Raw genomic sequence first — 13430 nt, 5'->3', positions numbered from 1 at the left:
GGCTTTGCCACCTACGGCAATGCCGGCTTTCTGCGTGAGCAGGTGTGCAAATACATGTGTCCTTATGCGCGCTTTCAAAGCGCCATGTTTGACAAGGACACTATGGTCGTCACCTACGACGAGCGGCGCGGAGAACCACGCGGTGCGCGTTCAAAAAAGGCCGATCCCGTCGCTTTGGGGCTGGGCGCCTGTGTCGATTGCACACTGTGCGTACAGGTCTGTCCCACCGGTATCGACATCCGCAAAGGCTTGCAGTACGAGTGCATCGGTTGCGGCGCCTGCATCGACGTGTGCGACGTTGTGATGGACAAGGTGGGCTACCCGCGTGGGCTCATCAAGTACTCGACCGAGAACGGCGTGGCCAACCAGTGGAGCAAGGCCCAGATGATCCGCCGGGGCCTGCGCCCGCGGGTGTTGATTTACAGCGGGATTCTTTTGCTCATCACCCTGGCGGTGGGCGTCAGTCTGTTTTTGCGCACGCCGCTGCGGGTCGACGTGATCCGCGATCGCGGTGCACTGGCACGCATGGTGGAACAAGGCCGAATTGAAAACGTCTTTCGTTTGCAGGTCATGAACGCCACCGAATCACCGCAGCGCTACGTGATCGAGGTGAGCGGCCTGCCCGGCATCGTCATCGCGTCGGACGCGCAGATCGAGGTCTTGCCCACCGAGGTGCGCTCAGCGGTACTGCGAGTGCAAGTGCCACCCGATGCCGCAGCCCCGGGTTCGCACGCCATCCACTTCGTCATCCAATCGACCGGTGACGACGTGGCCCAGGTGACGGAGAAGGCCGCGTTCTTGGTGCCGCGATGAAGCCGCGCCACCACCTCCACCCAACCCATCAACCCCGAAGGTGAACCGATCATGACCGCTCCTGCCTTGCCCCCACAGGCCCCGGTGCCTCCCATTGCCTGGTGGCGCGTTCCCCACATGTACCTGGTGGTGGGTGGCCCGCTGCTGGTGGTGGTGGCCAGCATCATCACGGCCTACATCGCGGTGCGTTACGCCGATCCGGTGCTGGACAAAAGCGGCTACGAGCAGACCGAGCAGGCCGCCCGGCAGCTGCAAGGGCAGGCCCAGATCGACGCCCTCGTCAAGCTGCAACCGGCGCACCAGGCACGCAACCACGCGGCTGCGCCGGTAACACCTGCGGTGGAGAAGTGAGACCGCACCGGTTGCAGACCAAGAGGAGACCAACCCCATGCTCAACCAACGCTTGATGTGGATCGCCTGGCCGGCCTTTTTGGTCGCGGCGGTTTTGGAAATGATCGTGTTTGCGATGGTGGATCCGGGCGACCTGCACTGGTTCGGCTCGCCCCTGGATCTTTCGCGCCAGACCGTTTACACCCTCGCGTTTTTTGTGTTCTGGGGCGTGACCATGGCCTCCAGCGCACTGACGACCTTGCTCGCCATGTCGCCTTACGAAGTCAACCGATGCCCATTTCCGGTGGCGCAGCGACCGGACGATTGCAGCAAAGGCGGCTCGTGCAACTGAGCGAGAGCGGACCAACAGATCCCGCCATGACACGGCTTTCGCAAACAGATTGAACGCCGCCGCTGTGCAACGGGGCTGTAGAAGCGTCTAAGCGCAGGACGGCGGGTTCACGATGCTCCGCAGCGCTTCGGTGTTTTTGATGTGCACATAGCGCTGCTTCACATCCACAATGCCATCGTCCACAAACTTGGAGAAGGTGCGGCTCACGGTTTCCAGCTTCATGCCCAGGTAGCTGCCGATTTCTTCGCGCGTCATGCGCAGCACGAGTTCGGACTGTGAGAAGCCGCGTGCGTGCAAGCGCTGTACCAGGTTCAGCAAGAAGGCGGCCAGGCGCTCTTCGGCCCGCATGCTGCCCAGCAGCAGCATCACGCTATGGTCGCGCACGATTTCGCGGCTCATGATCTTGTGCACATGGTGCTGCAGCGTGGTGAATTCGCGCGACAGCTCTTCCACCTGGTCGAACGGCATGATGCAGACCTCGGCGTCCTCCAGTGCGATGGCGTCGCAGGAATGCACGTCGTTCACGATGCCATCCAGGCCAATGATCTCGCCCGTCATCTGAAAGCCGGTCACCTGGTCGCGACCATCTGCCGTGGTCACGCAGGTCTTGAAAAATCCCGAGCGCACGGCAAACAACGAATGGAATTTGTCACCGGTGTTGAAGAGCGCCGAGCCGCGTTTGACGCGGCGGCGGGTGGTGATCACGTTGTCGAGCTTGCCCATCTCCTCCGCGTTCAAGCCCATGGGCAAACACAGCTCGCGCAGATTGCAGCTGGAGCATGCGACTTTGATGCTTTGTGCGTCCATCGGTATCACCTCTTTTGAATGTGTTCCAGCTTAACGCATCGCGCCTGCGTCAAAGGGGAAAAGTACCTTTTGGTCCCCGTTCGCCCGATGAGCAGCACGGGTATGTCTGCTGCACTTGATCCAAATCAAATGCGGGTGGCGCGCCGGGGTGCAAAGTGGACAGCCCAAATTGGAGAACCGTCAGTGAGCCACGCCCTTCCCGACGAATTGCTGAAGCGATTCGATATTTCCGGTCCCCGATACACCTCGTACCCGACGGCCGACCGTTTCGTCGAGGCGTTCACCGACCAAGACTACATCCAGGCACTGGAGCAGCGCCGAGCAGGCTCGATGGCGCTGCCGTTGTCGCTGTATGTGCATATCCCGTTCTGCGAATCGGTTTGTTACTACTGCGCCTGCAACAAGGTGATCACCAAGCACCACGAACGCGCGGCCGAATACCTGCGCTACCTCTCTCGCGAGGTCGAACTGCAAGTGGCGCATTTCGGCCAAAACCACCGCGTGTCCCAGCTCCACCTGGGTGGCGGCACGCCCACCTTTTTGAGCGACGAGGAATTGGGCGATCTGATGGACATGATCCGGCGCCATTTTTCGCTGGTGCCGGGCGGCGAATATTCGATCGAGGTCGATCCGCGCACCGTGACCGAGCAGCGCTTGCAGACCCTGGCCCATCTGGGCTTCAACCGCTTGAGCTTTGGCGTGCAGGACTTTGATCCGGCGGTGCAAAAAGCGGTGCACCGCGTGCAGCCGGCCGAGCAAGTCTTTGCCTTGGTGGCTGCGGCACGCAAGATCGGTTTCGAGTCGATCAACGTGGACCTGATCTACGGCCTGCCGCTGCAGACGCCCGAATCGTTCGCCCGCACACTGACCCAGGTAAACGAACTGCGCCCGGACCGTATTGCGCTCTACGCCTACGCCCATTTGCCGGGGCGCTTCAAGCCGCAGCGGCGCATCGTTTCGGCCGAACTTCCGAGCGGCAACGACAAGCTGGCCATGCTGTCGGCTTCGCTGGACGCGTTCATCGATGCCGGCTATGTGTACATCGGCATGGACCACTTCGCCCTGCCGTCCGACGCCTTGGCGGTGGCCAAGCGCCAAGGTCGCTTGCACCGCAACTTTCAGGGCTACAGCACCCAGGCCGACTGCGACCTGATCGCGCTGGGTGTGTCCGCCATCGGCCGCATCGGTGCCACCTACAGCCAGAACGCCAAGACACTGGACGAGTACTACGACGCCTTGAACCAGGGCCGCCTGCCCGTGGTGCGCGGGCTGGCACTCACACGCGACGATCTGCTGCGCCGCGCGGTGATCATGGCCATCATGTGCCAAGGCGAGCTGCAGTACGAGTCCTTCGAGCTGGCCCACCTGATCCGGTTCAAACCCTATTTCGCGCGTGAACTCGAAATCCTCGAAGACTTGGCCGAACAGGGCTTGCTGAGCATGAACGAGACCGGCCTGAAGGTCACCGCCAGCGGCTGGTTTTTGGTGCGGGCGATTGCCATGGTGTTCGACAAACACCTGCAACAAGACCGCGATCGCGCCCGCTTCTCCAAGATCATCTGAGTGGGGCCCAGCGTGCTTGCTCAGCTCCGTCCATAGCGTTGCCGCATGCAGACATCCATGGCGCTCACCGCCTTGTTCATGGGCCTGGCTGGGGGGCCGCATTGTGTGGCCATGTGCGGCGCTGCATGCGCGGGTATCAGCCGGGCGGCGGGCGCACGCAGCACCCAAGCCTTGTGGACATTTCAGGCCAGCCGCATGCTGGGCTATGCACTGTTTGGCGCCTTCGCAGCCGGTTCGGTGCAGGGCCTGGCCTGGCTGGGTACCAACACCGCTGCCATACGCCCGGTGTGGACCATGTTCCACCTGGCGGCCTTGTTGATGGGCGCGGTGCTGGTCTGGCAGGCGCGCCAGCCCGCGTGGATCGACGCTCTGGGCCAAACGATCTGGCGCAAAGCCCGGCCCATGCTCACCCGCATGGGGCAGCGCGCACCCGTGGTGCTGGGTGTGGCCTGGGCGCTCATGCCGTGCGGGCTGCTGTATTCCGCCTTGTTGGTGGCCTCGCTCACCGCCAATGCCTGGGAGGGCGGGGCCGTCATGGCGCTGTTTTCGCTCGGCACCTCACTGTCCCTGACCGCCGGTCCCTGGCTGTTGTTGAAGCTCAGGGCAGGGCGGTCGGGCGCCTGGGGTATTCGCATGGCCGGGCTGGCTTTGGTGGTCACCTCTGGCTGGGCGCTCTGGATGGGGCTGTCCCAGCCCACGGGCTTGTGGTGTTTGTGAAAACCGGATCTACAGCGGCAGATCCGGTGGGCGGACTTTGCGGCCCGGCAAGGTGGCGAGAACCAGGCCCAGCAGCGCGATACCAAAGGCCACCATCTGCATGGGCGTGAGCCGTTCACCCATGAAGACCACACCGATCGCGGCGGCGCTCACCGGCAGCATCACAGTGAACACCCCGGCGCGGGAAGCGGGCACCGTTTTCAGACCGGTCATCCACAGCCAGACCGTCCACACGCTGGCCGCCAGGCCATAGAACACCAGCAGGGTCCATATGCCCGGGCCGACGGCCGCAAAGTCGAAGTGCCAGGCGGCCCAAAGCCCCATCGGCGTGACCAGGGCGAATCCCCAGAGGTTGATGATGGCCGAGATGCGCTTTGGGCCGAGCCCATCGGTCAGGCGCTTGCCGATCACCACGTAAGAAGCCTCGCAGACCACGGCCGCGAACACCAGCAGATTGCCCCAGAACGCCTGGGTCAACCCCAAAGGGCCATCGGGCGTTGGTGCAGCCGCGTGGCTACCGGGATCGACCTTCTGCAGGGAGAACAAGCCAATGCCGACAGCGGCGCAGGCAATGCCAGCGGCGGTACGTCGATCGATGCGCTCGCGCAGAAACCAGCGGCTCAGCAGCGCCACCATGGCTGGAATGGACGACATGACCACACCGGCCGCGACCGCAGTGGTCAGGCTCACGCCGAACAACATGCAGATCGAGAACAGGAAATTGCCCAGAAACGACTCCAGGAACAGCAGGCGCCGGGTGTGGGGGCTGAGCACGGGCTCGTTGGCGGGCTTTTTGAGCCAGCGCGCCATGGCCAGGCCGCCAATGCCAAACCGCAGCCAGGCCAGCAGAAACACCGGGAAGACCAGCACCAGCGGCTTGGACAAAGCCACATAGCTGCCGACCAGGGACATGCTCAAAGCCAGGCAGGCGTGGGCCCACAAACGGTGGGCTGGGGTTTCGGGGCGTTCTTTCAGATCCATATGGGGCCGCATCATGCCCGATGCACGCACTGGGTGCCGCCCGATGCGGCCGTGGCGTGGCGGTCGCCAGGGATGCGTGGCGCCGCTGTCACTGGGCTTTCACGATAAGAGAATAAATTTTCTCATTATGAAAATGCACAATGCTGCAGCGCAAAAATATTTCTCAATATGAGAACTTCAATACCATATTGAGAAATATGTTCTGAATATCTTTGAAAAATAACGAAATTATTTTTGTCTTATATAAGACACAAGAGCTTCACAAGGTCTTATATAAGACTTACAGTAGATCCATCGGCATCGCAATTGCATGCACTGCGTGGTCCGACCCCTTCCACCCACCTCATGGAGAGTTTTAAATGCCCCAATCCCTCACCGAACAACTGAGCCGCCAGCAACAGATCGAAGCCCTGGAAAAAGACTGGGCCACCAACCCCCGCTGGAAAGGTGTCAAGCGCGGCTACAGCGCCGCCGACGTGGTGCGTCTGCGCGGCAGCATGAACATCGAGCACACGCTGGCCAAGCGCGGCGCTGAAAAGCTCTGGGACAAGATCAACGGCAGCTCCAAGAAGGGCTATGTGAATGCCTTCGGTGCGATCTCCGCTGGCCAGGCCATGCAGCAAGCCAAGGCCGGCCTGGAAGCCGTGTACCTGTCGGGCTGGCAAGTGGCCGCCGACGGCAACACGTCCGAAACCATGTACCCCGACCAGTCGCTGTACGCCTACGACTCGGTGCCCACCATGGTGCGTCGCATCAACAACACCTTCAAGCGCGCCGATGAAATCCAGTGGGGCCGTGGCGTTGAGCCGGGTTCCAAAGAGTTCATCGACTACTTCCTGCCCATCGTGGCCGATGCAGAAGCCGGTTTTGGCGGCGTGCTCAACGCTTTCGAGCTGATGAAGAACATGATCACGGCCGGCGCGGCTGGCGTGCACTTCGAAGACCAACTGGCCGCCGTGAAAAAATGCGGCCACATGGGTGGCAAGGTTCTGGTGCCCACGCGTGAAGCCTGCGAGAAGCTGATTTCTGCGCGTTTCGCCGCCGACGTCATGGGTGTGTCCACCATCGTGCTGGCCCGTACCGATGCGGAAGCCGCCAACCTGATCACCAGCAACCACGACGCCAACGACCAGCCTTTCCTGACCGGCGAGCGCACGCCTGAAGGCTTCTACCGCGTCAAGAACGGTCTGGAGCAGTCGATCAGCCGTGGCGTTGCCTATGCACCCTATGCCGATCTGGTGTGGTGTGAAACCGGCGTTCCAGACATTGGCTTTGCCCGCGAATTTGCGCAGGCCGTGCACGCCGCTTGCCCAGGCAAGCTGCTCAGCTACAACTGCTCGCCTTCGTTCAACTGGAAGAAGAACCTCAACGACAAGCAGATCGCTTCTTTCCAGGAAGACCTGTCTGCGCTGGGCTACAAGTTCCAGTTCATCACGCTGGCCGGTATCCACATCAACTGGTTCAACACCTTCAAATTTGCGCACGCCTACGCCCAGGGCGAAGGCATGAAGCACTACACCGAAATGGTGCAAGAGCCGGAATTCGCCGCACGCGAGCAGGGCTACACCTTCGTGTCGCACCAGCAAGAAGTGGGTGCGGGTTATTTCGACGACGTGACCACCGTGATCCAGGGCGGCTCTTCCAGCGTCAAGGCGCTGACCGGTTCGACCGAAGAAGAGCAGTTCCACTGATCTGAATCCCCAAGGGCCCGCCGAGGCCGAGGAGACATAGAGCCCGCGCCCGATTCAGGTGCGGGCTTTTTTTGTGGGAAAATCAGGCCACTTTTCGACAGCACAGAAAGAGCGAGAAAGGCAATCTGGTTATGACACCGCGAACTACGGAGTGGATCACTCTGGCCTCTTAAGGCCTGCAGTTCGCGCCTGCCCGATTTCTTTTCTTCATCCACTCAGCGCGGCCCATGCCGCGCTTTTTTGTTTTCCGGATCTACCCCATGTTGAACATCACGCTCCCCGACGGCTCCCAACGCGAATTTCCTGGCCCGGTCACCGTGGCCGAAGTCGCCGCATCCATCGGTGCCGGTCTGGCCAAGGCCGCGCTGGCCGGCAAGATTGGCGACAAGGTGGTGGACACCAGCTTCCAGATCACCGCCGACAGCCCGCTGTCCATCGTCACGGCGAAAGACGCCGACGGCCTGGAGGTGATCCGGCACTCCACCGCCCACTTGCTGGCGTATGCGGTCAAAGAATTGTTTCCCGATGCGCAAGTGACCATTGGCCCGGTGATCGAGCACGGCTTCTTTTACGACTTCTCTTACAAGCGCCCGTTCACGCCCGAAGATTTGGCGGCTATTGAAAAGCGCATGGGCGAACTGGCGGCCAAGGACGAGCCGGTGACGCGCCGGGTATTGCCGCGCGACGAGGCGGTCGCCTATTTCAAAGGCATGGGGGAGCACTACAAGGCCGAAATCATCGCCAGCATCCCGAGCAACGAAGACGTGAGCCTGTACCGCGAGGGTGCGTTTGAAGATCTGTGTCGTGGCCCACACGTGCCCAGCACGGGCAAGCTCAAACACTTCAAGCTCATGAAGGTGGCCGGTGCTTACTGGCGCGGGGACCACCGCAACGAGATGCTGCAGCGCATCTACGGCACGGCATGGGCCACCAAAGACGAGCTCCAGCAACATCTGACGATGCTGGAAGAAGCGGAAAAGCGCGACCACCGCAAGCTGGGGCGCGAGTTGGATCTGTTCCATATCGACGAACATTCGCCCGGCACCGTGTTCTGGCACCCCAAGGGCTGGTCCATCTGGCAAGAGGTGGAGCAGTACATGCGCCGCGTGTACCGCGACAACGGCTACCAGGAGGTCAAAGGCCCCCAGATCCTGGACCAGGGTCTGTGGGAGAAAACCGGCCATTGGGACAAGTACCGCGAAAACATGTTCGTGACCGAGTCGGAAAAGCGCGACTACGCGCTCAAGCCGATGAACTGCCCCGGGCACATCATCATCTTCAAGCAAGGCATCAAGAGCTACCGCGACCTGCCGCTGCGCTTTGGCGAGTTCGGGCAATGCCACCGCAACGAACCGTCGGGCGGTCTGCACGGCATCATGCGCGTGCGCGCCTTCACCCAGGACGACGGGCATATCTTCTGCACCGAAGACCAGATCCAGTCCGAGGTGGTGGCTTTCACGACCTTGCTGCAGAAGGTGTACCGGGACTTTGGCTTCACCGACATCATTTACAAGCTGTCGACGCGCCCGGAGAAGCGCATCGGTTCGGAGGAAAGTTGGGACAGGGCCGAGGCGGCTTTGGCCGAGGGCCTCAAGGCTTCAGGTTGTGATTTTGAATACCTGCCGGGCGAGGGCGCGTTTTATGGGCCCAAGATCGAATACGTCCTGAAAGACGCTATCGGCCGCCCGTGGCAGTGCGGCACCATCCAGGTGGATCCGAACATGCCCGAGCGCCTGGATGCCGAGTACGTGGGCGAGGACGGCGCTCGCCACCGGCCCATCATGTTGCACCGCGCCATCGTCGGCAGCCTGGAGCGGTTTATCGGGATTTTGATCGAACAGCACGCCGGAGCCTTGCCCACTTGGCTGGCGCCGGTGCAGGTGGCGGTGCTCAATATCACCGATGCGCAGGCCGATTACTGTCGCGAAATCGCTAAAACGCTGCAAAATCAAGGGCTTAGGGTCGAGACAGACCTGCGCAACGAGAAAATCACGTATAAAATAAGGGAGCACGCGTTGCAAAAGCCCCCTTTCATCCTTGTCGTGGGCGACAAAGAGAAGGCGGCTGGCGCCGTGGCTGTGCGGGCCCGGGGTAACAAAGACCTCGGCGTCATGTCGCTGGAAGCCTTTTCCAAACTCATCGCGGCAGACGTTTCATCCAAAGTTTGATTTCAAACCGCCGGTGGATACCTTTACCGCTGCCGCGCCCTTCGTGTTTGCGCTAAATGTCATGCCGTCCGCATGGGCGGCGTGGTTCACTGTTTGAATTGCCCACGTTAAGGAACACACCATAGCTACCAATTTCCGCGATCGCCGCCACCGTGAAGAGCGCGCACACCGACTGAACCGAGAAATCATGGCCCCTGAGGTTCGCCTCAACGGTCCAGAAAACGAACCGCTGGGCATTGTCAGTCTGCAAGACGCATTGCGCATGGCCGGAGAGCTGGATGTCGACCTGGTCGAAATCGCAGCGACCGCTGTGCCGCCTGTCTGCCGCCTGATGGATTACGGCAAGTTCAAGTACCAGGAACAGAAGCGCGCTGCTGAGGCCAAGGCCAAGCAGACGGTGATCGAGATCAAGGAAATCAAGTTCCGCCCGGGCACCGACGACGGTGACTACAACATCAAGATGCGCAATATTCGGCGCTTTCTTGACGATGGCGACAAATGCAAGATCACGCTGCGCTTTCGGGGGCGCGAGATCACGCACCAGGAATTGGGGCTGGCCCTGCTCAACCGCATCCGCGACGAGCTGGCCGATTCCATCATCGTGGAGCAGTTTCCCAAGCTGGAAGGGCGCCAGATGATCATGATGATCGCGCCCGGTCGCAAGAAGCCCAGCGGGGGCGGGGGAAGTCCAAAAGCCGCAGCCGATCAGGCTGTGCAATCGGCGAGCTGAAGGCTGCCGACGAGAAGACCAGGATTGGACGGGCAGGGTAGTCTCCTGCCGGTCCGAGACACCGGGTGCAAGCCGGGTGTCGAAAAGAAGCGTCGAAAGGCGCTTCTTCAAAAGTGGCTCGGGGCCAACAAGTCCGCGGAAGGTTCGCGGCGCCTCACGAGCACAATGAAAAAAGGAGCATTCACATGCCCAAAATGAAGACCAAGAGCAGCGCGAAGAAGCGATTTCGCGTTCGTCCCGGTGGCACCGTCAAGCGCGGTCAAGCCTTCAAACGTCACATCCTGACCAAGAAGACCACCAAGAACAAGCGCCACCTGCGCGGTTCAGTGACTGTTCATGAGACCAATATGGGTCACATGGCGCAGATGCTGCCCGGCATGGGCATTTGATCAACGACGAACAAGGAGTAATTTATGCCTCGCGTCAAACGTGGTGTCACGGCTCGCGCCCGACACAAAAAAGTACTGGCTCTGGCCAAAGGTTTCCGCGGCCGCCGCGGTAACGTCTTCCGCATCGCCAAACAGGCGGTGATGAAGGCTGGGCAGTACGCATACCGCGACCGCCGCACCAAGAAACGTGTGTTCCGCCAGTTGTGGATCGCCCGTATCAATGCTGGTGCACGCGCTTGTGGTCTGACCTACAGCCAGTTTGCTAATGGCCTGAAAAAGGCTTCGATCGAGATCGACCGCAAGGTCCTGGCCGATCTGGCCGTCAACGACCCGGCTGCCTTTGGCAGCATCGTGGAGCAAGTCAAAGCCAAGCTGGCCGCTTGATTCCCGACGGAATGGGGGCTCTTTCGGGAGCCATCATTTCCGGAGTCGCTCAAAGGGGTTGAAGCTTGGGGAGTATCCCCGCCGGCTTCAACCCTTTTTTTGTTTTTGCCCACCGCTATCCGCAGACACACATGAACGAGTTGGACGCACTGGTTGCCAGCGCCCGCGACAGTTTTTCGCAGGCCGCCACCCCCGCCGATCTGGAAAATGCCAAGGCGCAGTTTCTGGGCAAATCGGGCCGTATCACCGAACAGATGAAAGGGCTGGCTGCTCTGCCGGTGGAAGAAAAGAAGAGCCGTGGCGCAGCCATCAACCAGGCCAAACAAGCCATTGAATCCGCTCTGACCGAACGCCGCCAGGCCTTGGCCGACGCCGAACTGGACATCCAGCTCAAGACCGAAGCCCTGGATGTGACCTTGCCAGGCCGCCAGCGCGGGCTGGGTGGTTTGCACCCGGTGAGTCTCACGCAAGAGCGCATCGAGGCGATTTTTGGTTCCATGGGGTTTGACGTGGCCGAAGGTCCCGAGATCGAATCCGACTGGTTCAGCTTCACATCGCTGAACAGCCCGCCGAACCATCCTGCGCGGTCCATGCAGGACACTTTTTACATCGATGGCAAAGGGACTGACGGCATTTCGCTCAATCTGCGCCCGCATACCAGCCCCATGCAAGTGCGCTACGTGCATGCACATGTGCGTCGACATGGCGGTGGTTTTGACCCGCGTTCAGGCGAGCTGTTCAACGGGCCTTTGCCCGAAATCCGCGTCATCGCGCCGGGTCGCACCTACCGCGTCGACAGCGACGCCACGCACTCGCCCATGTTCCACCAATGCGAAGGCCTGTGGATCGGCGAGAACGTCAGTTTCAAAGATCTGAAATACGTTTTCACGGACTTTTGCCGCACCTTCTTTGAGAGCGATGACCTGGTGCTGCGCTTTCGCCCCAGTTTTTTCCCGTTCACGGAGCCCAGCGCCGAGATCGATATCCAGTTCCAGAGTGGGCCCTTGGCGGGTCGCTGGCTGGAGGTGGCTGGTTCGGGCCAAGTGCATCCCAATGTGGTGCGCAACATGGGGCTGGATCCCGAACGCTTCATTGGCTTTGCCTTCGGCATGGGCATGGACCGGTTCACGATGCTGCGGTATGGCGTGAACGATCTGCGTCTGTTCTTTGACGGCGATGTCCGCTTTCTGTCGCAGTTCAAGTGATGCCTGCGGCGCTGCGCGCACGTTCCCCTATGGGGCCGCGCCCAAATGGCGGCGCGGGTGCAGCGGCGTTCTGGATTGAGGGCACGGGAGTGCCTACGGCGTAATTTTTTGAGACGATTCCATGCAGTTTCCTGAATCCTGGTTGCGCAGCTTCTGCAACCCACCTATCTCCAGCCAGCAACTGGCCGACACCTTGACCATGGCCGGCCTGGAAGTGGAAGAGTTGACGCCGGTGGCGCCGCCCTTCACCGGCATTGTCGTGGGGCAAATCCTGTCGGCCGAGCAACACCCCAACGCGGATCGTCTGCGTGTGTGCCAGGTGGACGTGGGGCAGAGCGCTCCGCTGAACATCGTCTGTGGCGCGCCGAACGCGCGCGTGGGCATCAAGGTGCCTTGCGCAACCGTGGGCGCCGAGTTGCCACCGGGCGAAGACGGCAAGCCATTCAAGATCAAGCTGGGCAAGCTGCGCGGCGTGGAAAGCCAGGGCATGTTGTGCTCGGCCAAAGAGCTTCAGACGTCGGAGGAGAGCGGCGGTTTGCTGGAGTTGGCCGACGACGCCGTGGTCGGGCGCGATATCCGCGAGCAACTGGCGCTGGACGACATGCTGTTCACCCTCAAGCTCACGCCCAATCTCGCGCACGCCCTGAGCGTGTACGGTGTGGCGCGCGAGGTTGCCGCCTTGACCGGATCACCGCTGCTGGAGCCTGAATTTCCAGCAGCGCCAGTGGCCTTGCAGGCGTCTCTGCCTGTGCAGGTGCTTGCGCCCGATTTGTGTGGACGCTTCAGCGGCCGCGTGGTGCGTGGCGTCAACACCCAGGTCGCGACACCCGCGTGGATGGTGGAGCGCCTCGCCCGTTGTGGGCAGCGCAGCGTTTCACCGCTGGTTGATATTTCGAACTACGTGATGTTCGAGCTCGGCCGCCCGTCGCACATTTTTGATCTCGACAAGATCCACGGTGGCTTGCAGGTGCGCTGGGGCAAAGCCGGGGAACAACTCAAGTTGCTGAACGGCAATACCGTTGTGCTGGACGATCAGGTGGGCGTGATCGCCGACGACCAGGCGGTGGAATCCCTGGCCGGCATCATGGGGGGCGATGCCACGGCGGTGTCGGACGAAACACAAAACATCTTCATCGAAGCGGCGTTCTGGTGGCCCAAGGCCATCGCCGGCCGCTCGCGCCGTTTCAATTTTTCTACCGATGCGGGCCACCGCTTCGAGCGCGGGGTAGATCCCTCCACCACGGTCGAACACGTCGAACGCATCACGCAGCTGGTGCTGGATATCTGCGGTGGCCAAGCC

14 protein-coding genes are annotated in these 13430 nt (G+C 61.2%); 12 read left to right on the top strand and 2 right to left on the bottom strand.

Translation table 11 applies throughout. The features are described from left to right. The 3 genes from ABYB95_RS07220 to ABYB95_RS07210 form a co-directional block, all read left to right on the top strand. On the top strand, nucleotides 1-813 hold an 813-nt coding region (locus tag ABYB95_RS07220; RefSeq protein ID WP_372657801.1), incomplete at its 5' end, for a 4Fe-4S dicluster domain-containing protein. 51 nt (nucleotides 814-864) lie between these two features. Continuing rightward, nucleotides 865-1164: a nitrogen fixation protein FixH gene (locus ABYB95_RS07215; protein WP_372657800.1), complete on the top strand. Its 300-nt coding sequence runs from the start codon at nucleotides 865-867 to the stop codon at nucleotides 1162-1164. A gap of 37 nt (nucleotides 1165-1201) precedes the next feature. Next, nucleotides 1202-1495 carry a hypothetical protein gene (locus tag ABYB95_RS07210; RefSeq protein WP_372657799.1) on the top strand — a complete coding sequence of 98 codons (294 nt, stop codon included), beginning with the start codon at nucleotides 1202-1204 and terminating at the stop codon, nucleotides 1493-1495. Between the two features lie 87 nt (nucleotides 1496-1582). On the opposite strand, the gene fnr is transcribed toward ABYB95_RS07210, so the two are convergent. Next, entirely contained in the window at nucleotides 1583-2302 is a 720-nt protein-coding gene (gene fnr, locus ABYB95_RS07205; protein ID WP_372657798.1) for a fumarate/nitrate reduction transcriptional regulator Fnr, read from the bottom strand. Nucleotides 2303-2485: 183 nt separating this feature from the next. On the opposite strand from fnr, the gene hemN reads away from it, so the two are divergent. Together hemN and ABYB95_RS07195 are read left to right on the top strand one after the other, a co-directional pair. Next, entirely contained in the window at nucleotides 2486-3865 is a 1380-nt protein-coding gene (gene hemN, locus ABYB95_RS07200; protein ID WP_372657797.1) for an oxygen-independent coproporphyrinogen III oxidase, read from the top strand. A gap of 45 nt (nucleotides 3866-3910) precedes the next feature. Further along, the gene (locus tag ABYB95_RS07195; RefSeq protein WP_372657796.1) at nucleotides 3911-4582 is read left to right on the top strand and encodes a sulfite exporter TauE/SafE family protein; all 672 of its coding nucleotides are present in this window, start codon (nucleotides 3911-3913) and stop codon (nucleotides 4580-4582) included. Nucleotides 4583-4591: 9 nt separating this feature from the next. Here the strand turns inward: ABYB95_RS07195 and ABYB95_RS07190 are convergent, their stop codons facing one another. Beyond that, nucleotides 4592-5563 carry a DMT family transporter gene (locus tag ABYB95_RS07190; RefSeq protein WP_372657795.1) on the bottom strand — a complete coding sequence of 324 codons (972 nt, stop codon included), beginning with the start codon at nucleotides 5561-5563 and terminating at the stop codon, nucleotides 4592-4594. A 359-nt stretch (nucleotides 5564-5922) separates the two neighbouring features. Here ABYB95_RS07190 and aceA point away from each other — a divergent pair, with 359 nt between their 5' ends. The 7 genes from aceA to pheT form a co-directional block, all read left to right on the top strand. Further along, nucleotides 5923-7254 carry an isocitrate lyase gene (aceA, locus tag ABYB95_RS07185; protein WP_372657794.1) on the top strand — a complete coding sequence of 444 codons (1332 nt, stop codon included), beginning with the start codon at nucleotides 5923-5925 and terminating at the stop codon, nucleotides 7252-7254. 260 nt (nucleotides 7255-7514) lie between these two features. After that, entirely contained in the window at nucleotides 7515-9422 is a 1908-nt protein-coding gene (gene thrS, locus ABYB95_RS07180; protein WP_372657793.1) for a threonine--tRNA ligase, read from the top strand. 121 nt (nucleotides 9423-9543) lie between these two features. Beyond that, nucleotides 9544-10152 (top strand): translation initiation factor IF-3, encoded by a 609-nt coding sequence (gene infC, locus ABYB95_RS07175; RefSeq protein WP_372657802.1) that lies wholly within the window; start codon nucleotides 9544-9546, stop codon nucleotides 10150-10152. Nucleotides 10153-10337: 185 nt separating this feature from the next. Next, nucleotides 10338-10541, top strand: a complete 204-nt coding sequence (gene rpmI / locus ABYB95_RS07170) for a 50S ribosomal protein L35 (protein WP_056275072.1) — start codon at nucleotides 10338-10340, stop codon at nucleotides 10539-10541. A 24-nt stretch (nucleotides 10542-10565) separates the two neighbouring features. Beyond that, nucleotides 10566-10925, top strand: a complete 360-nt coding sequence (gene rplT / locus ABYB95_RS07165) for a 50S ribosomal protein L20 (protein WP_056274988.1) — start codon at nucleotides 10566-10568, stop codon at nucleotides 10923-10925. Between the two features lie 131 nt (nucleotides 10926-11056). Continuing rightward, nucleotides 11057-12130, top strand: coding sequence for a phenylalanine--tRNA ligase subunit alpha (gene pheS / locus ABYB95_RS07160; RefSeq protein WP_372657792.1), 1074 nt, complete (start codon nucleotides 11057-11059; stop codon nucleotides 12128-12130). A gap of 121 nt (nucleotides 12131-12251) precedes the next feature. Beyond that, nucleotides 12252-13430 (top strand): phenylalanine--tRNA ligase subunit beta (pheT, locus tag ABYB95_RS07155; RefSeq protein WP_372657791.1); only part of this gene is annotated, 1179 nt, incomplete at its 3' end.

The organism is Hydrogenophaga sp. (assembly GCF_041633695.1).
Lineage (GTDB): Bacteria > Pseudomonadota > Gammaproteobacteria > Burkholderiales > Burkholderiaceae_C > Hydrogenophaga.
This window is presented reverse-complemented; position numbering and strand designations above follow the sequence as displayed.

Coding starts and splice junctions, on each gene's coding strand:
- ABYB95_RS07215 (WP_372657800.1), top strand. CDS start 865: ATGACCGCTCCTGCCTTGCCCCCACAGGCCCCGGTGCCTCCCATTGCC.
- ABYB95_RS07210 (WP_372657799.1), top strand. CDS start 1,202: ATGCTCAACCAACGCTTGATGTGGATCGCCTGGCCGGCCTTTTTGGTC.
- fnr (WP_372657798.1), bottom strand. CDS start 2,302: ATGGACGCACAAAGCATCAAAGTCGCATGCTCCAGCTGCAATCTGCGC.
- ABYB95_RS07195 (WP_372657796.1), top strand. CDS start 3,911: ATGCAGACATCCATGGCGCTCACCGCCTTGTTCATGGGCCTGGCTGGG.
- ABYB95_RS07190 (WP_372657795.1), bottom strand. CDS start 5,563: ATGGATCTGAAAGAACGCCCCGAAACCCCAGCCCACCGTTTGTGGGCC.
- aceA (WP_372657794.1), top strand. CDS start 5,923: ATGCCCCAATCCCTCACCGAACAACTGAGCCGCCAGCAACAGATCGAA.
- thrS (WP_372657793.1), top strand. CDS start 7,515: ATGTTGAACATCACGCTCCCCGACGGCTCCCAACGCGAATTTCCTGGC.
- rpmI (WP_056275072.1), top strand. CDS start 10,338: ATGCCCAAAATGAAGACCAAGAGCAGCGCGAAGAAGCGATTTCGCGTT.
- rplT (WP_056274988.1), top strand. CDS start 10,566: ATGCCTCGCGTCAAACGTGGTGTCACGGCTCGCGCCCGACACAAAAAA.
- pheS (WP_372657792.1), top strand. CDS start 11,057: ATGAACGAGTTGGACGCACTGGTTGCCAGCGCCCGCGACAGTTTTTCG.